The organism is Luteitalea sp., assembly GCF_022842525.1.
Taxonomy (GTDB): Bacteria; Acidobacteriota; Vicinamibacteria; order Vicinamibacterales; family Vicinamibacteraceae; genus Luteitalea.
Window position 1 is genome coordinate 1 of record NZ_JALHPM010000135.1, and the last position, 18494, is coordinate 18494.

Consider the following 18494-nt stretch of genomic DNA (forward strand, 5'->3'; position numbering starts at 1 on the left):
CGCGCCCGCGGCGTGCCCCGCGCCACCATCACCTGGCGCCACGCCTGGCCGCTGTCGCTGCCGGCGGTGCTCGGCGTGGCCGGCACCCGCGCCGGCCAGATGCTGAGCGGCGCGCTCGCCATCGAACTCGTGACCTCGCAGAGCGGTCTGGGCCTGCTGACGTTCGAGGCGCTCCAGGCCCGCGACGTCAATCTCGCTGCCGGCTGCGCCGCCACCGTCGCCCTCATCGTCGCCCTCGTCATCGTGGCGGCCGATGCCCTGCAGCTGTGGCTCGACCCGCGCGTCGCCGTGCTCGGGGAGGGCCGGCTCGCCGACCTGGCCGCAAGGACAACGACGCCATGAGTGCGGCCAGACGTGCAGGCACGGCGATCCTCGGCCTGCTGGTGCTGGCAGCGGTCGCCGCGCCGTGGCTCGCGACCAGCGACGTGTCGTCGCAGCACCCGGACCTGGCCCTCGCGCCGCCGTCGCTGGCGCGCCGCGCGCTCGTCGAACGCCTGCCCCCGACCTACCGGACGCTGGACGATCGCCTGCCGCTCGCCTGGTTCGACGGCACGCTCGTGCGCAGCACCGACCCCGCGGAGCCGCTGCTGCCGCTCGGCAGCGACTCGCTCGGCCGCGACCAGTGGACCCGCCTGCTCCATGGCGCCCGCCTGTCGCTCGGCCTCGCCCTGGCCGGCCTGGTCGGCGCCGTCGGCCTCGGCGCGCTGCTGGGCCTCGTCGCCGGCGGCCATGGCGGCTGGCCCGACACGATCCTCATGCGCGTGGCCGATCTGTTCATCGCGTGGCCGGTGCTGTACGTGGTGCTGGTGCTGCGGGCGGTGCTGCCGCTGGCGCCACCCTTCACGCTGCTCTTCACGCTGATGGCGCTCGTCCTCACCCTGGCCGGCTGGCCCATCGTCGCCCGCGCGGTGCGGGCCGTGACGGCGGTGGAGCGCACGCGCGAGTCGGTGCTCGCCGCCGAAGCCGCCGGGGCGACGCCGACCTGGATCCTGCGGCGGCATCTGCTGCCGGCCGCCCTGCCGGTCGTGGCGACGCAGGCGCTGCTGCTGCTGCCGGCGTTCATCCTGGCCGAGGCCACGCTGTCGTTCGTCGGCCTGGGCTTTGCCGAGCCGAGGCCCTCCTGGGGCACGATGCTGATCGAGGCCGCGCAGCCGTTCGCCCTGCGCCACGCGCCGTGGCTGCTGGCACCGGCCGGGGCCATCGCCCTGGTCACGCTGGGTGCCACCCTGCTCGCCGGCCGGGCCGGCCACGACGGGGCGCGGTGATAATGGCGGCCATGATCCGCGGCGTCATTCCCCCGCTGCCCACCCCGTTCACCGAGGACGCCCTCGACGAGGGCGCCCTGCGGGACACGGTCGGCGCGCTCATGCAGACCCGGTTGACGGGCCTGCTCGTGCTCGGCACCAACGGCGAGTCGTTCCTCGTGGACCCGGCCGAGGCCGATCGCGTGGTGCGCATCGCGCGCGACGCCATGCCGGCGGGCCGTGTCCTGCTGGCCGGCACGGGCTGCGACTCGACGCGCGCCACCATCGACGCCTGCCAGCGGGCCGGTGACCACGGCGCCACCCATGCGCTCGTGCGACCGCCGACCTGCTACACGCGCTTCATGACGCAGGAGGTGCTGCTCGCCCACTACGAGCGCGTGGCCGATGCCAGCCCCATCCCGGTGCTGCTGTACAACCAGCCGGCCGTCTTCGGCGCCGAGCTCGCCGCGCCCACCGTGGCCGCCCTCGCCCGCCACGACCAGATCGTCGGCCTCAAGGACTCGAGTGGCAACGTCGCGCACGTCAACGACGTGCTGGCGCGCGTGCCCGACGGGTTCAGCGTGCTCACGGGCGTGGCCGGCATCATGTATCAGGCCCTGCTGAGCGGCACCACCGGCAGCATCGTGGCCGTCGCCAACGTGGCGCCGAACCTCACCGTGCAGCTGTACGACTTCGTCATGACCGGGCAGCTGCACAAGGCCCTGGCGCTGCAGCGGGCGCTCGCGCCGCTGGCCAAGGCGGTCACGGTGCAGCATGGCGTGGCGGGGTTGAAGGCGGCGATGGCCCTCGCAGGGTATGCGGCCGGCACGCCGCGCCTGCCGCTGGAGCCGGTGGGATCGCCGGAGATCGAGGAGTTGCGAGGACTGATGCGCCAGCTCGAAGTGTTTGCCGGATGGACGCTGATCGGTCGCCGCGGCACGCCGGACGCGGCGGCGGAGAGCCGCTCGTGATCGCCCGCCACAGACGTGGGTGCGTGGTCGCGGGCGTGGTGGCGCTGGCGCTGCTCGCGGTCGGCGGGCGCGAGGCGAGCGGACAGGCGGCGCCGGCGACCCCGGCAGCCCCGACTGGGTCGCGCGAGCTGCGGGTGCTGACCTTCAACATCCATCACGCCGAGGGCGTCGACGCGAAGCTGGATGTCGCGCGCGTGGCGCAGGTGATCAAGGACAGCGGCGCGGATCTGGTGGGCCTGCAGGAGGTGGATCGCGGCGTCGAGCGGTCGGGTCGGCGCGACCTGCTCAAGGAAATCGCCGATCTCGCCGGCCTGCGCTTCGTGTTCGGCAAGAACATCGACCACCAGGGCGGCGACTACGGCAACGCCCTGCTGACCTCGCGCCCGATCGTCTCGGAGGGCAACCGGCTGCTGCCCAACACCGATGGCGGCGAGCAGCGCGGCGTGCTGCAGGTGGTGATCGACGTCGGCGGCACGCAGGTGCTCGTGCTCACCACGCATCTCGACGCCCGTCGTCCCGATGCCCAGCGCCGGGACAGCGCCGACGCGATGCTCGCGATGATCGAGGCGTGGGGTTCCGGGCCGGTCGTGGCCATGGGCGACTTCAACGACGTCCCCGGCAGCGCCACGTGGACGCGCCTGACGACGAAGCTGATCGATGTGTGGGCCGCGGTGGGCACGGGCGACGGCTTCACGATTCCCGTGGAGGCGCCGCGCTCGCGAATCGACTGGGTGCTGGTGCGGGGGCTCGAGCCGGTGTCGGCCGAGGTGCTGAAGACCGACGCCTCGGACCACCTGCCGGTGGTGGCGACGCTGCGCCTGAAGTAAGCAGGGGCTGGCCCGCGGACGGCCGGCTCGGAGAGCCGGCCCTACCCATCACGTGGGCCGCCCCCTGTCCTTTACCGCGCCTGCTTGATCTCGGAGACGGCAATGATCATCTTGCCGTCCTTCTCTGTCACGTCGCCGGTGGCCACGACCTTCTTGCCAGCGAACTCGATCAGCTTCTCGTTCTTGTTCTCGGTCCAGGCACCGACCACCTCGTAGATGCCCTTGTCGCTGGCCACCGCGAGGGGCGAGCCCTTCTTGGCGCAGGCCGCGGCGCAGTCGGCATGGGCGGCGCCCGTCGCCTTCTCGGTGCCCTGCTTGGTGTTGCACATCACGTCCACGAGGACGCCCGACACCGTCTTGGTCTCGGCCGACAGGCCCGTCCCGAAAGCAAGGCTCACCGCGGCGATTCCCAGCATCAACTTGCGCATTGTCTCTCTCCTGGTCGAGTGGCGACGCGCATCGCCGAGGCCAGCTGGCCCGGAAATCGGTCGCGCAACAGTGTTCGTAACGCCCTACGATGCTCAGGTCGGGGCGGATCTGTCAACTCGGACGCATTGACACTGCCGCCGGTCCCCGGCTACGCTTTCCGAGTCATGGCGTGCCGCAGCCAGCATCATCACCATCACCACCATGCCCACCTCCGTGGGACCGGTGATGGTCTGCGCGCCTGCTGAACACACGTTCGCGATACCCGAACAACAGCACGCCCCCTGCAGCCTCGCTGGTCTTTCCGGCGGGGCTTTCGTGTGTTTGGGCGTGGATTCTCTCGGGAACCGGGAACCGGGAACCGGCAATCGCGGCTCGGTGGGTAGGGCCGGCTCTCCGAGCCGGCCGTCAGAGGAATCACATGGATTTCGAGAAGTTTCACGGGCTGGTGCCCGCCGTGGTGCAGGACGATGCGAGCAATGAGGTGCTGATGGTGGGCTTCATGAACGACGAGGCCCTGCGGCGCACCCGGGAGACCGGGTTCGTCACGTTCTTCAGCCGCACCCGCAACACCCTCTGGATGAAGGGCGAGACCTCCGGCAACCGCCTGAAGGTGGTGCGCCTGCTCACCGACTGCGACACCGACACGGTGCTCGCCCGCGTCGAGCGGGAGGGCAACGGGCTCGTCTGCCACCTCGGCACCGTCAGCTGCTTCACCCAGGAGATCGCCTAGTCATGCCGCCCCTCCGCCTCGGGATCCCCAAGGGCTCCCTGCAGGATTCCACCGTGCAGCTGTTCGCCCGCGCCGGCTGGAACATCTACGTCAGCTCCCGCTCCTACTTTCCAGGCACCGACGACACCGAGCTCGAGTGCATGCTGATCCGGGCGCAGGAGATGGCGCGGTACGTCGCCGACGGCGTCATCGACGCCGGCCTCACGGGCCAGGACTGGATCGCCGAGCAGCTCATCGCCTCGCGCGCCGAAGTCGTCCCCGTGCAGGAGCTGGTGTACTCGAAGCAGAGTTTCGGCACGGTGAAGTGGGTGCTGGCGGCGCCGGAAGACTCGCGCTTCAAGACGCCGGCCGACTTCGCCGGCTGCACCATCGCCACCGAACTGGTGCAGGTCACGAAGCACTACTTCGAGGAGAAGGGCATCGACGTCACCGTCGAGTTCTCCTGGGGCGCCACCGAGGTGAAGCCCCCCGTGCTGGCCGACGGCATCGTCGAGGCCACCGAGACGGGGTCGACGCTGCGTGCCAACCGGCTGCGGATCATCGACACGGTGATGGAGTCCAAGACGCAGCTGATCGCCAACCCGGCGGCGTGGGGCGATGCGTGGAAGCGCACGAAGATCGAGAACATCGCGCTGCTGCTGCGCGCGGCGATCGAGGCCCAGGGCCGCGTCGGGCTGATGCTCAACGTCAAGCGCGAGGGGCTGGCGCGCCTGCTCGAGCTGGTGCCGGCGCTGCGCCGGCCGACCATCTCGTCGCTCAGCGACGAGGAGTGGGTGGCCGTCAACACCATCATCGAGGAGCGGACGGTGCGCGACCTGATCCCGCGGCTCAAGGCCGCCGGCGCGGAGGGCATCGTCGAGTACCCCCTCAACAAGATCGTGATGTGAGCATGCTGCCGATACTGGAGTCCACCGACACGAAGGCGCTCCGTCGTCTGCTGGATCGCACCCCGGACGACCACGGCCGGATCGAGCCGGCCGTGAAGGAGATCATCGCCGGCGTGCGCGCCCGCGGCGATCGCGCGCTGGTCGAGTACGCGCGGCAGTTCGATGCGCTCGACGGTCCGGTCGAGCTGTCACCGGCCGAGATCTACGGGGGCGCCGAGGACTGCCCGCCCGCCGTGCGTCGCGCCATTCGCGCCGCGGCGAAGCACATCCGGATGGTGGCGAAGGCGCAGGTGCCGCCCTCGTGGACCACGCAGGTGGCGCCAGGCGTGAAGGTGTCGCAGCGCGTGGTGCCGCTCGAGCGGGTCGGGTGCTACGTGCCGGGCGGCCGCTATCCGCTGCCGTCGTCGCTGCTGATGGCCGCGGTGACGGCGCGCGCCGCCGGCGTGCGCGAGGTGATCGTGTGCTGCCCGCGGCCCGATGCGTCGGTGCTGGCCGCGGCGATCGAGGCTGGCGTCGATCGCGTGTTCCAGCTGGGAGGCGCGCAGGCCATCGCGGCCATGGCGTACGGCACGAAGAGCGTGCCGCGCGTCGACAAGATCGTCGGCCCGGGCAACGCCTACGTGGCGCTGGCGAAGGCACTCGTCTCGCGCGACTGCGCCATCGATTTCTTTGCCGGACCGAGCGAGATCGTCGTCGTCGCCGCCGCTGGCAACCCCCAGTGGATTGCCGCGGACCTGCTGGCCCAGGCCGAGCACGACGTCGACGCGCGGGCGCTGTTCCTGACGCCGTCGCGACGACTGGCGACGCAGGTGGCGCGCGCGGTCGAGGCGCAGCTCGCCGGCGCGAACGCCACCGACAGCCCGGCCCACGCCGCGTTGGCGCGCAACGGCGCCATCGTGGTGACAAAGACGATCGAGGACGCGGCGGCGCTGGCCAACCGCATCGCGCCGGAGCACCTCGTGGTGGAGACGGCGGCGATTGGCGCGATGATCCCGGTGGCCGGGTCGGTGTTCGTCGGCGAGTGGACGGCACAGGCGGCCGGCGACTACGCCATCGGATCGAACCACGTGCTGCCCACGAGCGGCGCCGCGCGCTTCCGCGGCGGGTTGCACGCCTGGGACTTCGTGCGCGTGTCGAGCGTGCAGCAGCTCACCCGGCAGGGCATCGCCCTGGTCGGGCCGACCGCGGCGACCCTGGCCGATGCCGAGGGACTGCGCCTGCACGCGGCGTCCATCCGCGCGCGGTTGGGCGTGGCGCCGAAGGTGGGACGGGCCACGTCGAAGGCGGCGCGGGCCACGTCGAAGATCACTGACCGTCGAGCAAGCTCGACGGCTACGACTGCGGGTAGGGCCGGCTCTCCGAGCCGGCCGTCAGCCTCACCCTCTCGTCGGGCCAGGCGATGAGCAGCACGCCCAACACCTACGAGTACGACCGCGCCGACGCCCCCGCCGACGCGCTGCGCCTGCACCTCAACGAACACACCGGCGGCTGTTCGCCGGCGGTGACGACGGCGATCGCGGCCGTGACGCGCGAGACGATCGCGAAGTACCCCGACTACACCCGGGTGACGCAGGCCGTCGCCAACCACCTCGCCGTGCCGTCGTCGCGCGTCCTGCTCACCAACGGCCTCGACGAGGGCATCTTCGCCGTCGCGATGGCGCAGCTGCGGGGTAGGGCCGGCTCTCCGAGCCGGCCGTCATCGTCAGACGCCGTGATTCTCGAGCCGGCGTTCGGGATGTACGCGGATGCGGTCGAGGCCGTCGGCGGCACGGTGGTGCGCGTGATGCCCGGACCGGATCTCGCGCTGGATCGCGCCGCCATCGCCGCCGCGGTGACGCCGCGCACCGGGGCCCTGTTCGTCGCCAGCCCCGGCAACCCGAGCGGCGTGTCGCTGACGATGGAGGAGATCGCGTGGCTGGCGTCGCTGCTGCCCGCGGGCGCGGTGCTGCTGCTCGACGAGGCCTATGTCGAGTTCGGCGGCGAGAGCGTCATCCCCCACCTCGACACGTACCCCAATGTGGTCATCGGCCGCACGTTCGCGAAGGCGTACGGACTGGCCGGCATGCGTGTCGGGGCACTGGTGGCGCGCGAGGACGTGATCGCGCGGCTGCGTCGCATGCTGCCGCCGTACAGCCTGAACGTGTTCGTGGTCGCGGCACTCGAAGCGGCGCTGGCCGACCAGGCCTACATGGACGCCTATCGCGCGGAGGTCGCCGAGTCGAAGCGCCTGCTGTACGCGGCGTGCGACCGCTGGGGACTGACGTACGTGCGCAGCGACGCCAACTTCGTGCTGGTGCGGGCTGGCGAGCGGCGACAGGCGCTGCTCGAGGGGCTCGAGGCGCGCCACATCTACATCCGCGATCGCGACCGGCAGCCCGGCTGCCAGGGCTGCGTGCGCGTGACGACCGGCATCGTCGCCCACACCCGGGCGTGCATCGAGGCCATGGAGGAGATCCTGTGCGCAAAGGCGTGATCGCGCGGCACACCCGCGAGACCAAGATCGACATCACGCTCGGCATCGAGGGCAAGGGCCGCTACGAGGTGGCCACCGGCATCCGGTTCTTCGACCACATGCTGGAGCTGTTCACGCGCCACGGCGCCTTCGACCTCAAGCTGAAGGCCGATGGCGACCTCGACGTCGACCAGCATCACACGGTGGAGGACGTCGGCATCGCCCTCGGCGAGGCGTTCACGCAGGCGCTCGGCACCAAGGTCGGCATCAACCGTGCCGGCTACTTCCTCATGCCGATGGACGAGACGCTGGCGATCGCCGCCATCGACCTGAGCGGCCGGCCGCACGCGGTGGTCGACCTGGGCGTACGGGTGCGTCTGGTCGGCGACCTGCAGGTGGAACTGCTGCACGACTTCTTCGAGGGCTTCGCCCAGGGGGCGCGGGCCAACGTGCACGTCAAGGTGATGTACGGCCGGTCGAGCCACCACCGGATCGAGGCCGTGTTCAAGGCGTTTGCGCGGGCCATGCGCGTGGCGTGCGCGAAGGACAAGCAGCTCGCGCGCATGCTGCCGAGCACGAAGGGCCTGCTGTGATCGTCGCCCTGATCGACTACAAGGCCGGCAACCTGACGTCGGTGCGCAAGGCGCTCGCGGCGCTCGGCGCCGAGATCCTGACGCCGGAGGCGCCGGCCGATCTCGAGGGCGCCGACGCGATCATCGTGCCCGGCGTCGGCCACTTCGAAGCCACGGCAGCGCTCGATGCCCGCTGGCACCAGGCCATCCGCGCCCGCCTCGACGCCGGCGTGCCGCTGCTCGGCATCTGCCTCGGCCAGCAATGGCTGTTCGAAGGCAGCGAGGAGGCGCGGGACGTGCCTGGGCTGGGCGTGCTGCCGGGGCGATGCGTGAAGCTGGATCCCTCGGCCGATTCGGGTAGGGCCGGGTCTCCGAACCGGCCGTCTGCTGCATCGGAGGACGCGGCCGGGTCGGAGACCCGGCCCTACCCATCGTCGGACCCGGTGACCGGTACGCGGAACCCGGTGCCCGGTTCGTTGAAGGTGCCGCATGTCGGGTGGAACGCCCTGAAGCAGACCGGACGACCGTCGCGGCTGCTTGCGGGCATCGAGGACGAGGCGCAGGCCTACTTCACGCACTCGTACGTCGCTCCCGACAGCGACGCCACCGTCGCCACCACCGAGCACGGCGTGCCGTTTGCCAGTGTCGTCGAACGAGGGCTGGTGTTCGGGGCGCAGTTCCATCCCGAGAAGAGCGGCGAGACGGGGCTGCGCCTGTTGAAGAACTTTCTCGACGTGGCTCTGGAGCGGGCATCGGGCGCCGGGCACCGGGCAGCCGGGTCCTCCGAAGGCCGACCGAACGACGAAGGCCGAGGGGTGCGCTGATGCTGTCCAAACGAATCATCGCGTGCCTCGACGTGCGCGACGGGCAGGTGGTCAAGGGCGTCAACTTCGAGGGGTTGCGCAACGCGGGCGACCCGGCCGAGCTCGCGAAGCGCTACAACGTCGAAGGCATCGACGAGCTCGTGATCCTGGACGTCACCGCGACGCTCGAGAAGCGGCGGACGATGGCCCGCACGGTCGCCACCGTCGCGAAGGAGCTGTTCATCCCGCTGGCGGTGGGCGGCGGCATCGCGTCCGAGGAGGATGCGGCCGCGGCCGTCGAGGCGGGTGCAGACAAGGTCAGCATCAACAGTGCCGCGGTCGCGAACCCGGCGCTGATCACTGCGCTCGCGCGTCGCTACGGATCACAGGCGGTCGTGGTCGCGATCGACGCGACGCTCGAGGGCGATCGGTTCGGTGTGTACGTGCGCAGCGGATCGACGCCCACGGGCCGCGATGCCGTCGAGTGGGCCCGCGAGGCGGCCGATCGCGGCGCCGGCGAGATCCTGCTCACGTCGATCGACAAGGACGGCACGCGCAGCGGCTTCGACCTGCCGATGACCGCCGCCGTGTCGCAGGCCGTGAGCATCCCCGTGATCGCCTCGGGCGGCGCCGGCACGTTCGGCCATTTCGTCGACGTCTTCACCGAAGGCTGCGCCGACGCAGCGCTGGCCGCCTCGGTGTTCCACTTCAGCGAGCACGCCGTCAGCGAGCTCAAGGCGCACCTCGACGCGCAGGGCATTCCCGTCAGACTCAGATAGGCTCTGGGCTCTGGGCTGGAGGCTCAACAAGGCAGGCTCACGGCTCAGGACTCACGCAGCACACTGCCGACGTCTCGCTGTCTGCGCAGACGGCCGGCTGGGATAGCCGGCCCTCCCCAATCCATTCGATCCGCGATTCCCGATTCCCGATGCTGATTCCCGCTATCGATCTCCGCGACGGCCAGGTGGTGCAACTGGTCCAGGGCAAGCGCCTCGCGCTGGCCACCGACGACTGGCAATCCTGGGTGGACAAGTTCCGCCCGTTTCCCAAGGTGCAGCTGATCGACCTCGACGCCGCCATGGAGCGCGGCGCCAACGAGCCGCTGATGCAGAAGATCTGCGCCGAGAAGGCCTGCCGCGTCGGCGGCGGCATCCGCTCGATCGAGCGCGCGCAGCACGTGCTGTCGCTCGGCGCCACGCACGTGATCGTGTCGTCGGCACTCTTCAAGGACGGGCAGATGGACCTGGAGTTCGCGGCGCGGCTGGCCGACGCCGTGGGCCGCGAGCACGTGATCGCCGCCGTGGACAGCTCGCAGGGCGTCGTCACGATCCGGGGCTGGCAAGAGCAGACGACGGTCACGGCCGTCGAGGCCGCGCAGGCGCTCGAGCCGTTCTGCGACGAGTTCCTCTACACCAACGTCGACACGGAAGGTCTGATGCAGGGCATCCCCATGGATGCCGTGCGCGCCGTCCGCGAGGCGACCACCCGCCGCGTCGTCGCGGCAGGTGGCATCACCACGCAGGAGGAGATCGACCAGCTCGACGCGATGGGCGTCGACGCCGTGGTGGGGATGGCCATCTACACGGGTCGGCTGGCCCTCAGGCTGCCGGTGTAGCTGCCGGACGTGTCCGGCAGTCATGCCCGACGGCTACACCTCTCTCGGCGCGCGACGGTCACCCGTCTACCGGCGGACGCGGCGGCGCGCGGCGAACCCGGCGAGGGCGACGCCGATCAGCAGCATCGACGAGGGCTCGGGCACCGGCGTTCGGAGTGTCCAGGCGCCTGGCGCATCCGCGTTGCCGGCGGTCTGCGTGTAGTACGGGGTGCCGCCGAGGACGCAGCCTTGCGACGTCGAGGTGGGGCCGCACAGCCGGTCCAGCACACCATCCTGGACCTGGAGCGAGACGTTGCTGGACGTGCTGATGTTCCTTACCGTCCCGCCACCGTCCGCAGGCGCGAAGGCGGAGACGAACACGTACCACTGGACGATGGCCCCGACGTCGTTGGTCACCACAGCGAAGCTCGAGACCGTTGCGGTGGCATGGGTGATGGTGTTGACGCCGTCGGAGAAGCTGAATGCGACGGGCGCCAGGGTGGTGAGGGAGTTCAGGTCCGCCGCGAGCGGGCTGGCGAGTTCCATGAAGCCAGTCACGCGGTCGGTAAACGCATAGAAGTCGACCGGGCCGGGGCCGTTGATGTCAATCGTCAGGGACGTGAACAGGTTGCCCTGGTACGCATAAATCGCCGACGCGTGCGCCGGAGCGGCCGTGAGCAGGCTGACGACGAGCGCGAGGGGGACAGCAGCGAAGGCGACGAGACGTGCGGACATGGTGACCTCAGAGAGACCGTCGCGACGCAGGCGTGGCGGACGGCGTGGAAGCCCGGGTGCAACGATCACAAGGGTGCGCTTGAGGAAACGCAGATTCGTCGCCAACCGAACCATTCGATGTCGTGTCGTCGAGGTTTCTCGACAGCACGCCGCGGCTGGTACGCTCGCCGTTGTAGGTGTAGATCGCCGGGCCGTCCGCATCTGCGCCTGCTAGAGTCAGCTCATCAAGGGCATTGCGGCGGGGCCGGAGGCTGGTAGGCTTCCCGGCATCCATGTATCTGCAGCGCCGCGCGCTCGTTCGCCTTCTCGTCGTGTGCGCCGGGACAACGGCGCGGTCGGAGACCGCGCCCGACCCAGCCACTCGCACCTGGCGCAGCACCCGAGCTCGTCTCTGGTGCTGCCTCGTCGTCCTGCTGCACGTCGTGGCACCGGTGCAGGCGCAGCCGGCACACCGCCCCAATGTCGTGCTGGTCATCGCCGACGACCTCGCGTGGGACGACACCGGCACGTATGGCAACCCGAAGGTCGGCACGCCCAGCATCGACCGGCTCGCGCGCGAGGGGATGCGGTTCACGCGGGCGTTCGTGACGATCTCGTCGTGCAGCCCGAGCCGGGCGAGCATGATCACCGGACGGTACCCGCACACCACCGATGCGGAGCAGTTGCACTGGCCGCTGCCGGCGGCGCAGGTGACCTTCGTCGAGAAGCTGAAGGCGGCCGGGTACTGGACGGGCGCTTCCGGCAAGTGGCACATGGGCGAGGCGATCAAGAATCGCTTCGACGTCGTGGACGACCCTGGCGAGGCGGGGTTCCAGACCGATCCGAAGACGGGCAAGATGCTGGCCGACGACGACAGCGGCGCGGCGGGCTGGCTGCCGCTGCTGCGGCAGCGCCCGAAGGACCGGCCGTTCTTCCTGTGGCTCGCCGCGCTCGACCCGCATCGTGACTACGCCGAGAAGAGCATCCCGCAACCGCACCGGCCGGCTGACGTGATCGTGCCGCCGCACCTGCCCGATGCGCCGGAGGTGCGGCAGGAACTGGCGTTGTACTACGACGAGATCTCGCGGCTGGACGACAACGTCGGCAAGGTGATCGACGAACTCGAACGACAGGGCGTGGCCGACGACACGCTGATCCTGTTCATCAGCGACAACGGCAGGCCCTTCCCTGGTGCCAAGACCACGATGTACGAGACGGGGATTCGTACGCCGTTGCTTGCGCGTTGGCCGAAGGCCATCGGGCGCGGCCTCGTCGCCGATGGCCTGGTGAGCAGCGTCGATCTCGCGCCGACGATCCTGCAACTGGCTGGCGTGCCGATTCCGCCGACCGTGCAGGGCCGGAGCTTCGTGCCCATGCTCACCGACCCGGCAGCCAGGACGCGCACCGACGTGTTCGCCGAGAAGAACTGGCACGACTACGAGGATCGCGTGCGCGCCGTGCGCACCGAGCGGTTCAAGTACATCCGCAACGACTATGCGGACCTGGCGGGCACGCCCTCCGCCGACGCCGGGCGCAGTACGACGATGGAGGCGATGCGCCGGTTGCGCAAGGACGGCAGGTTGACGCCCCTGCAGGCGCGCATCTTCGTGCAGCCGCGTCCTGCCGAGGAGCTGTACGACGTCGTCACCGACCCGCAGGAGATCGACAACCTGGCAACGGACCCGCGTCATGCCGCCACGCTGGCGGACCTGCGGGAGCGACTGGACGTGTGGCGGCGCGAGACCGATGACGCGATGCCCGCGTGTCGTACGCCGGATGAGTTCGACCGCGAGACGGCGCAGCCCCTTCCGGGGCGCCAGCGACCGCGCCCGGGCAAGGCCGACATGAAGTGCCCGACCCGGTGACCCTAGCGGCCGTCGACGCCTGTCGGCATCGACGGCATGGTCTGAATGGCCGTCGTCAGTGCGCGCGGGTGGCGCGGCGACGCGCGGCGACGCCCGCGAGGGCGACGCCGATCAGCAGCATCGACGAGGGCTCGGGCACGGACGTTCGCAGTGCCCAGACGCCTGGTGCACCGGCGTTGCTGGCTGTCTGGCTGTAGGACGGGTCGCCGTAGAGGGCGCAGCCTCCCACCAACGAATCGGGTCCGCACCGTCCGTCCAGCGCACCGTCCTGGACCAACGCGACGGAGTTGTACGTCAAGATGCTCTGCCGCGTCCCACCACCGACCACGGCCGCGTTGGCCGAGACCCTCACGAGCCAGTTGACGATGGCCCCGACGTTGTTGGTCTCCACCTCGAAGCTCGCGAACGTCGCATTGGCCTCGGTGATGGTGTTGACGCCGTCGAAGAAGCTGAACGCCACGGGCGCCAGTGGCGTGAGGGGGCTCAGGCCCGCCGGGAGCGGGCTGGCCAGTTCGATGAAGCCGGTCACGCGGTCGGCCGTGGTGTAGGGGTCGGCCGGTGCCGTGGGGCCAGCGAGCCCCACTGACGTGAACGGATTGCCCGTGTAGGCGTAGATCGCCGACGCGTGCGCGGGGGCGGCCGTGAGGAGGGTGACGACCAGCGCGAGCGGGGCGCCAGCGAAGGCGCGGAGACGTGCGGACATGGTGACCTCAGCGAGAGGCCGGCGCGACGCAGGCGTAGCGGACGGCGTGGAGTCCCGGGGCAACGAGCAACAGGGCGAGTGCCACGGAGAGATGCAAAATCAGCTCCAACTGAGCCATTCGGGGGTTGAGGTGTCGTCTCTCGGCCGATGCAGCTCGCGCACATGTCTCGCCCCCATGAGGACACCTAAAGTCGCCTCTCCGTGGACATTCCTGGAGCGGCGCACGCGACCTCGCGCCATGCACAGCGCACCGTGGCGGCAGGACTTTTGCCGTTGCCGGGAGCACCGGTGCCGGCAGCCGAGTCACGCCACCTCGTGGTCATTGCCTGACAGGCGCTCCGGAGTACCTCTGTCTTCTTCCTTCCCTCTTCAACCTTCTGAGCCCTGAGCCTCGGGCCCCCGACATTTCAGCATTCCCGCATCCCAGCATTCTTCTTTGCTACGCTCCCCCGCATGCCCCAGCCCTCGTGGCGCCGTCCCGTCACGCTGATCGCGCTCGTCGGCCTGCTCGCCGCCGGCTGCGGACGCGCGGATCGCTTCAACGTCCAGAACGCCCGCGCCCACGTCGAGCGGCTCACTGCCTCGGGCAGCCGCTGGACCGGCACCCCCGCCAACGAGAAGGCACGCGCCTACCTGATCGAGACTCTGCAGCTCTACGGCTACGAAGTGCGCGTCCAGGAGACGGACGCCGAGTGGCGCGAGGCGGGCGTCACCACGCGCGTGGCCAACCTCATCGCCATCAAGCCCGGCCAGCAGCGCGAAGCCATCGGCCTGGTGTCGCACTACGATTCGGTCGCCTGGGGCCCCGGTGCCGGAGACGATGCGCTCGGCACGGCGGTGGTGCTGGAGGCGGCACGGGTGCTCGGAGCGCGGACGTCGCCGCGCTACTCGCTGATGCTGCTCATCACCGACGGCGAGGAACACGGGCTGATGGGCGCCCGCGCGCTGATGCAGGACCCTGAAGTGCGCGCCCGCCTGAAGACCTTCATCAACCTCGAGGCCATCGGCACCGATGGGCCGTTCGTGCTGTTCGAGACCGGCCCCGGCACCAGTCCGGCCCTGCGCGCCTGGGGCGCATCGTCGCGGCCGCGCGGCGGCTCGTACATGCAGTCAATCTACGACGCCCTCCCGAACGACACCGACTTCTCCGTGCTCAAGACGATGCCGGGGGTGTCGGGGATCAACTTCGCCGCAGCCGGAGACGGCTACACGTACCACACGGATCGCGACCGCGCCGACCGCGTGACGAATCGGGTGCTGGCGCAGGCCGGCCACGTCGTGCTCGACGTCGTCGATGGGCTCGAGACGCGCCCGTCACTCGATGCGGACCCGTCACCCGCCATGTACGTGTCGCTGCTCGATCGCGAGGCCTTCGTGTGGTCGCTGCGCAACGGCGTCGTCGCGGGCTGGCTGGTGGTGGTGCTCGGCGTCGCGTCGTGGCTCGTGATGGTGCGCCGACTGCTGCGCACCACCGGCCTGGGCCGGGTGCTGACGACGGTGGCCTGGGCGGTGATTGCCGCGGGCGCGGTGCTCGGGGCCCTGGTCGCGGGCGTGTGGCTCGTGCGCACCGGACGCGCCGAACTGCACCCGTGGTTCGCGGCGCCGTGGCGGCTGTTCGCGTTCATGACCGTGATGGTGGTGACGGTGAGCTGGCTCGTGCGCCGGATCGCGGCCATCGTGCCACCGGGCCTGAAGCCGGACGGCACGCCGGTGGGGGTGTGGTTCGCCGCCCTACCCGTGTGGATCGCTTTGCTCGTGCTGGCGCTGCTCTACGCGCCTGCCGCGTCGTACACCGTCTCGCTGCCACTGGCCGCCGTCGTCCTGCTCGTGATGCCGTCGTTGCTGTTCACGGGGACGTGGCCGATGCGGGTGGCGAGCGCGGGCGTGGTGCTGGTGACCTGGGTGCTGTGGGTGCCCGACCTGATCGCGCTGCTGCCCTTCGTCGTCACGCTGCTCGGGCGGCTGCCGATCGTGACGCCGACGTGGGTGTACCCCGCCGTGTTCTTCTTCGCGGGCATCCTGTTGTGGCCGCCGATGCTGGCGGTGCTGGTCGGCCGCGGGCGGTGGCGCCTCGGGCACGGGGTGGCGGCGGGCACGCTGATGCTCGCCCTGGTGGGCACCGGCCTCTTCGCGTGGGCGGCGGCAGCGTACACGGCCGAACGTCCGCAGCAGCGCTCGGTGCTGTTCCTCGAGGACCGCGTCCGCGGCAAGGCCCACTGGGATCTCTCGAGCAACGAGCCGGGCGTGGACATCGGGGCCGGCGCGCCGGCCAATGTCGCATGGCAGCCCGCCACCGGCACGGGGACGTTCACCGAGCTGCACCCGAAGGCGCATCTGTTCCGCGGTGTCGTGCCGATGCCCGCCACGGACGCGCCCGGACGCGTGACGGCCTCGGTGATCCGGCGCCCGGGCGATGCCGACATCGAGGTCACCATCACGCCGCTCTCCACCGAGTGGTCGACGGTCGGGATCGTGCTGCCCGAGTCGATCGTGCCGACCCGATCGACCCTCGTCGGTCGCACGCGCGGCGGTCGCTGGCAGGCGTGGCACACGTCGGTGCCCGCGGAAGGCCTGATCTGGCGCGCCACGGTGTCGGCGAGCCAGGCCGATCGACTGGCCGCCACCGAGGTGTGGGTCTCGCGCCTCACGGTGCCGCAGGCCGAGCCGGGCACACGCCTGCCGCGCTGGTTGCAGACGCCCAACACCACCTGGATGACCCAGCACGTGGTGATGCTGCCGATCGCGGTCAACGAGTCGCAGGAGGCGCCGGCGCCGCTCTCGCCGATGACGACGATGCCGCTGCCGTCGGCGACGCCGTCCACGGCCGTGCCACTGACGCCTGCCGCGACGCCCGGCACGCAGCCGCCGAGTGGGGGCGGGGTGCCGCGATGAGTGCCGCCGGAGTGACCGTCGACGCGCGACCCGGCTGGCTGGCCCGGCTCGGCCTCGGTCGACCGGAACTGCGCGCCTGGGCCTTCTACGACTGGGCCAACTCCGCCTTCCTGACGACCATCGTCGCGGCGGTGTTCCCGATCTACTTCAACAACGTCGCGGCGAAGGGCCTGTCGCCGGAGACCGCCGCGTTCAACTTCAGCATGGGGACGACCATCGCGTTGGCCATCGGCGCGGTGATGGCCCCCGTGCTCGGGGCCATTGCCGACCATCGCCCCTGGAAGAAGCGCTTCCTCTTCATCTTCATGGTCATCGGTGTGATCGCGACGATGGCGATGGCGATGATCGGGGAGGGGGACTGGGCGCTGGCGATCGGGCTGTTCATGGTCGCCAACATCGCCGTCAGCGGGTCGATTGCGTTCTACGACTCGCTGCTGCCGCACATCGCCGCGCCGCACGAACTCGACACGGTGTCATCGTCCGGCTTCGCGCTGGGCTACCTCGGCGGCGGATTACTCCTGCTGGTCAACCTCGCGTGGATTCTGCAGCCAGCGCTGTTCGGCCTGCCAGACGCCGGCGTAGCGACACGCCTGGCGTTCTTCAGTGTCGGCGTGTGGTGGTTCGTGTTCTCGATCCCGTTGATGCGCCGCGTGCCGGAGCCGGCGCTGGCGGGCGGCGGGCGCGATTCCATCGGCGAGGCCACGCGTCATGCGCTGGCGGATCTGCGCCACACGTTCACACACCTGCGCACGTACCGTCAGGCGTTCCTGATGCTGCTGGCGTTCCTGATCTACAACGACGGCATCGGCACCATCATCCGCATGGCGTCGCTGTATGGCGCGCAGCTCGGCATCGCGCAGGAACACCTGATTGCGGCGCTGCTGCTGGTGCAGTTCGTCGGCGTGCCGTTCGCCTTCATCTTCGGCTGGCTGGCGAGCCGCATCGGCGCCAAGCGGGCCATCTTCCTCGCGCTCGCGGTCTACACCGGCATCAGCATCCTCGGTTACTACATGCAGACGGCCGTGCACTTCTACCTGCTGGCCCTCCTGGTCGGCACGGTGCAGGGCGGCAGCCAGGCGCTGTCACGATCGCTGTTTGCCAGCATGATTCCGCGCGAGCGGTCGTCGGAGTTCTTCGGCTTCTTCGCCGTCACCGAGCGGACGGCGGGCATCCTCGGCCCGCTCACCTTCGCGGCGGCGATCGCCATGACCGGCTCGAGCCGCGGCGCGATCCTGTCGGTGATCGCCTACTTCATCATCGGCGCGCTGATCCTGTCGCGCGTGGACGTCGAAGCCGGGCAAAGAGCAATTCAGAATTCAGAATTCAGAATGTAGCGCGGGGCACACTCCGCCATTCATCCGGGGTGCGTCTCGCTGACACAGGACCGATGCCCATGCCAGTAATCGACACACTGGTCGGCGTAGTCGAGCTGACGGTCGACAGGGTCGCGCGAATACCGGAGCGATCGTTCCGGCTGGTGCAGGCCACCGCCGGTGCCGCCGTGATGCTCTTCTTCGCGGCATTCATGCTGTGGCCGGCCACGTGGCCCACCAGGTACCTCGCGGCCTGTTTTGTTGTCCTATTCGTGGCCGTCGCTGCGTGCGTCGTAGTCGGCTGGATCCGCTTCCTCACGCCAAGGCGCTGACCGCAGTGGCGTTGCCCGCTGCGCGCTTCATTGTGGATTCTGAATTCTGGTCCTTCCGGGAATAGCGTGGGCAGCTCGGGCCGGCTGCGCGGGCCACTCGGCGGGTGAGCGGCCTGCTCGCCGGCCTTGCGCCGGGCAAAACGGTGGCGTAGAACCGCCGGATGCA

At 70.3% G+C, this 18494-nt stretch carries 19 protein-coding genes; 16 read left to right on the forward strand and 3 right to left on the reverse strand.

Annotated features, from left to right (window positions below; genetic code table 11):
* From Q0C41_RS21960 to Q0C41_RS21975, 4 genes are all read left to right on the forward strand, one after another.
* Positions 1-342: ABC transporter permease subunit (locus tag Q0C41_RS21960; protein WP_291987495.1), on the forward strand; the 342-nt coding region annotated here is incomplete at its 5' end.
* Positions 339-1265, forward strand: coding sequence for an ABC transporter permease (locus tag Q0C41_RS21965; protein WP_291987496.1), 927 nt, complete (start codon positions 339-341; stop codon positions 1263-1265). The genes Q0C41_RS21960 and Q0C41_RS21965, both read left to right, overlap by 4 nt.
* Before the next feature lie 11 nt (positions 1266-1276).
* The gene (locus Q0C41_RS21970; protein ID WP_291987497.1) at positions 1277-2215 is read left to right on the forward strand and encodes a dihydrodipicolinate synthase family protein; all 939 of its coding nucleotides are present in this window, start codon (positions 1277-1279) and stop codon (positions 2213-2215) included.
* Entirely contained in the window at positions 2212-3042 is an 831-nt protein-coding gene (locus tag Q0C41_RS21975; RefSeq protein WP_291987498.1) for an endonuclease/exonuclease/phosphatase family protein, read from the forward strand. The genes Q0C41_RS21970 and Q0C41_RS21975 overlap by 4 nt, the downstream gene beginning before the upstream one ends.
* A 71-nt stretch (positions 3043-3113) precedes the next feature.
* Here Q0C41_RS21975 and Q0C41_RS21980 read toward each other — a convergent pair whose 3' ends face one another.
* A complete protein-coding gene (locus tag Q0C41_RS21980; RefSeq protein WP_291987499.1) occupies positions 3114-3470 on the reverse strand; it encodes a hypothetical protein in 357 nt (118 codons plus the stop codon).
* 419 nt (positions 3471-3889) lie between these two features.
* Between Q0C41_RS21980 and hisI the strand changes: the two genes are divergently transcribed.
* The 8 genes from hisI (at position 3890) to Q0C41_RS22020 (ending at position 10530) form a co-directional block, all read left to right on the forward strand.
* The gene (hisI, locus tag Q0C41_RS21985; protein ID WP_291987500.1) at positions 3890-4201 is read left to right on the forward strand and encodes a phosphoribosyl-AMP cyclohydrolase; all 312 of its coding nucleotides are present in this window, start codon (positions 3890-3892) and stop codon (positions 4199-4201) included.
* 2 nt (positions 4202-4203) lie between these two features.
* A complete protein-coding gene (gene hisG / locus Q0C41_RS21990; protein ID WP_291987501.1) occupies positions 4204-5088 on the forward strand; it encodes an ATP phosphoribosyltransferase in 885 nt (294 codons plus the stop codon).
* A gap of 2 nt (positions 5089-5090) precedes the next feature.
* Positions 5091-6491, forward strand: a complete 1401-nt coding sequence (gene hisD / locus Q0C41_RS21995; RefSeq protein WP_291987502.1) for a histidinol dehydrogenase — start codon at positions 5091-5093, stop codon at positions 6489-6491.
* The gene (locus Q0C41_RS22000) at positions 6488-7561 is read left to right on the forward strand and encodes a histidinol-phosphate transaminase (protein ID WP_291987504.1); all 1074 of its coding nucleotides are present in this window, start codon (positions 6488-6490) and stop codon (positions 7559-7561) included. The genes hisD and Q0C41_RS22000 overlap by 4 nt, the downstream gene beginning before the upstream one ends.
* Positions 7546-8133: an imidazoleglycerol-phosphate dehydratase HisB gene (hisB, locus tag Q0C41_RS22005; protein WP_291987505.1), complete on the forward strand. Its 588-nt coding sequence runs from the start codon at positions 7546-7548 to the stop codon at positions 8131-8133. The genes Q0C41_RS22000 and hisB overlap by 16 nt, the downstream gene beginning before the upstream one ends.
* The gene (locus Q0C41_RS22010; protein ID WP_291987506.1) at positions 8130-8936 is read left to right on the forward strand and encodes a hypothetical protein; all 807 of its coding nucleotides are present in this window, start codon (positions 8130-8132) and stop codon (positions 8934-8936) included. Before hisB ends, Q0C41_RS22010 begins: the two co-directional genes overlap by 4 nt.
* Positions 8936-9694 (forward strand): imidazole glycerol phosphate synthase subunit HisF, encoded by a 759-nt coding sequence (gene hisF / locus Q0C41_RS22015; protein WP_291987507.1) that lies wholly within the window; start codon positions 8936-8938, stop codon positions 9692-9694. Before Q0C41_RS22010 ends, hisF begins: the two co-directional genes overlap by 1 nt.
* A gap of 149 nt (positions 9695-9843) precedes the next feature.
* Positions 9844-10530, forward strand: coding sequence for a HisA/HisF-related TIM barrel protein (locus Q0C41_RS22020; RefSeq protein ID WP_291987508.1), 687 nt, complete (start codon positions 9844-9846; stop codon positions 10528-10530).
* Positions 10531-10596: 66 nt separating this feature from the next.
* Here the strand turns inward: Q0C41_RS22020 and Q0C41_RS22025 are convergent, their stop codons facing one another.
* Positions 10597-11244 (reverse strand): PEP-CTERM sorting domain-containing protein, encoded by a 648-nt coding sequence (locus tag Q0C41_RS22025; protein ID WP_291987509.1) that lies wholly within the window; start codon positions 11242-11244, stop codon positions 10597-10599.
* Positions 11245-11516: 272 nt separating this feature from the next.
* Between Q0C41_RS22025 and Q0C41_RS22030 the strand changes: the two genes are divergently transcribed.
* The gene (locus Q0C41_RS22030; protein ID WP_291987510.1) at positions 11517-13088 is read left to right on the forward strand and encodes a sulfatase; all 1572 of its coding nucleotides are present in this window, start codon (positions 11517-11519) and stop codon (positions 13086-13088) included.
* Positions 13089-13143: 55 nt separating this feature from the next.
* On the opposite strand, the gene Q0C41_RS22035 is transcribed toward Q0C41_RS22030, so the two are convergent.
* Positions 13144-13791 (reverse strand): PEP-CTERM sorting domain-containing protein, encoded by a 648-nt coding sequence (locus Q0C41_RS22035; RefSeq protein ID WP_291987511.1) that lies wholly within the window; start codon positions 13789-13791, stop codon positions 13144-13146.
* 453 nt (positions 13792-14244) lie between these two features.
* Between Q0C41_RS22035 and Q0C41_RS22040 the strand changes: the two genes are divergently transcribed.
* Genes Q0C41_RS22040 through Q0C41_RS22050 form a run of 3 tightly spaced genes read left to right on the forward strand, consistent with a single transcriptional unit; the run spans position 14245 to position 18328 of the window.
* A complete protein-coding gene (locus Q0C41_RS22040) occupies positions 14245-16683 on the forward strand; it encodes a M28 family peptidase (RefSeq protein ID WP_291987512.1) in 2439 nt (812 codons plus the stop codon).
* Entirely contained in the window at positions 16680-18017 is a 1338-nt protein-coding gene (locus Q0C41_RS22045) for an MFS transporter (protein WP_291987513.1), read from the forward strand. Before Q0C41_RS22040 ends, Q0C41_RS22045 begins: the two co-directional genes overlap by 4 nt.
* 59 nt (positions 18018-18076) lie before the next feature.
* Complete coding sequence (locus Q0C41_RS22050) at positions 18077-18328, forward strand: hypothetical protein (RefSeq protein WP_291987514.1); 252 nt, start codon at positions 18077-18079, stop codon at positions 18326-18328.
* Positions 18329-18494 lie beyond the last annotated feature (166 nt).

Coding starts and splice junctions, on each gene's coding strand:
- Q0C41_RS22035 (WP_291987511.1), bottom strand. CDS start 13,791: ATGTCCGCACGTCTCCGCGCCTTCGCTGGCGCCCCGCTCGCGCTGGTC.
- hisI (WP_291987500.1), top strand. CDS start 3,890: ATGGATTTCGAGAAGTTTCACGGGCTGGTGCCCGCCGTGGTGCAGGAC.
- Q0C41_RS22050 (WP_291987514.1), top strand. CDS start 18,077: ATGCCAGTAATCGACACACTGGTCGGCGTAGTCGAGCTGACGGTCGAC.
- Q0C41_RS21970 (WP_291987497.1), top strand. CDS start 1,277: ATGATCCGCGGCGTCATTCCCCCGCTGCCCACCCCGTTCACCGAGGAC.
- hisD (WP_291987502.1), top strand. CDS start 5,091: ATGCTGCCGATACTGGAGTCCACCGACACGAAGGCGCTCCGTCGTCTG.
- Q0C41_RS22040 (WP_291987512.1), top strand. CDS start 14,245: ATGCCCCAGCCCTCGTGGCGCCGTCCCGTCACGCTGATCGCGCTCGTC.
- Q0C41_RS22030 (WP_291987510.1), top strand. CDS start 11,517: ATGTATCTGCAGCGCCGCGCGCTCGTTCGCCTTCTCGTCGTGTGCGCC.
- hisG (WP_291987501.1), top strand. CDS start 4,204: ATGCCGCCCCTCCGCCTCGGGATCCCCAAGGGCTCCCTGCAGGATTCC.
- Q0C41_RS22025 (WP_291987509.1), bottom strand. CDS start 11,244: ATGTCCGCACGTCTCGTCGCCTTCGCTGCTGTCCCCCTCGCGCTCGTC.
- hisF (WP_291987507.1), top strand. CDS start 8,936: ATGCTGTCCAAACGAATCATCGCGTGCCTCGACGTGCGCGACGGGCAG.
- Q0C41_RS21980 (WP_291987499.1), bottom strand. CDS start 3,470: ATGCGCAAGTTGATGCTGGGAATCGCCGCGGTGAGCCTTGCTTTCGGG.
- Q0C41_RS22045 (WP_291987513.1), top strand. CDS start 16,680: ATGAGTGCCGCCGGAGTGACCGTCGACGCGCGACCCGGCTGGCTGGCC.
- Q0C41_RS22000 (WP_291987504.1), top strand. CDS start 6,488: ATGAGCAGCACGCCCAACACCTACGAGTACGACCGCGCCGACGCCCCC.
- Q0C41_RS21965 (WP_291987496.1), top strand. CDS start 339: ATGAGTGCGGCCAGACGTGCAGGCACGGCGATCCTCGGCCTGCTGGTG.
- Q0C41_RS22020 (WP_291987508.1), top strand. CDS start 9,844: ATGCTGATTCCCGCTATCGATCTCCGCGACGGCCAGGTGGTGCAACTG.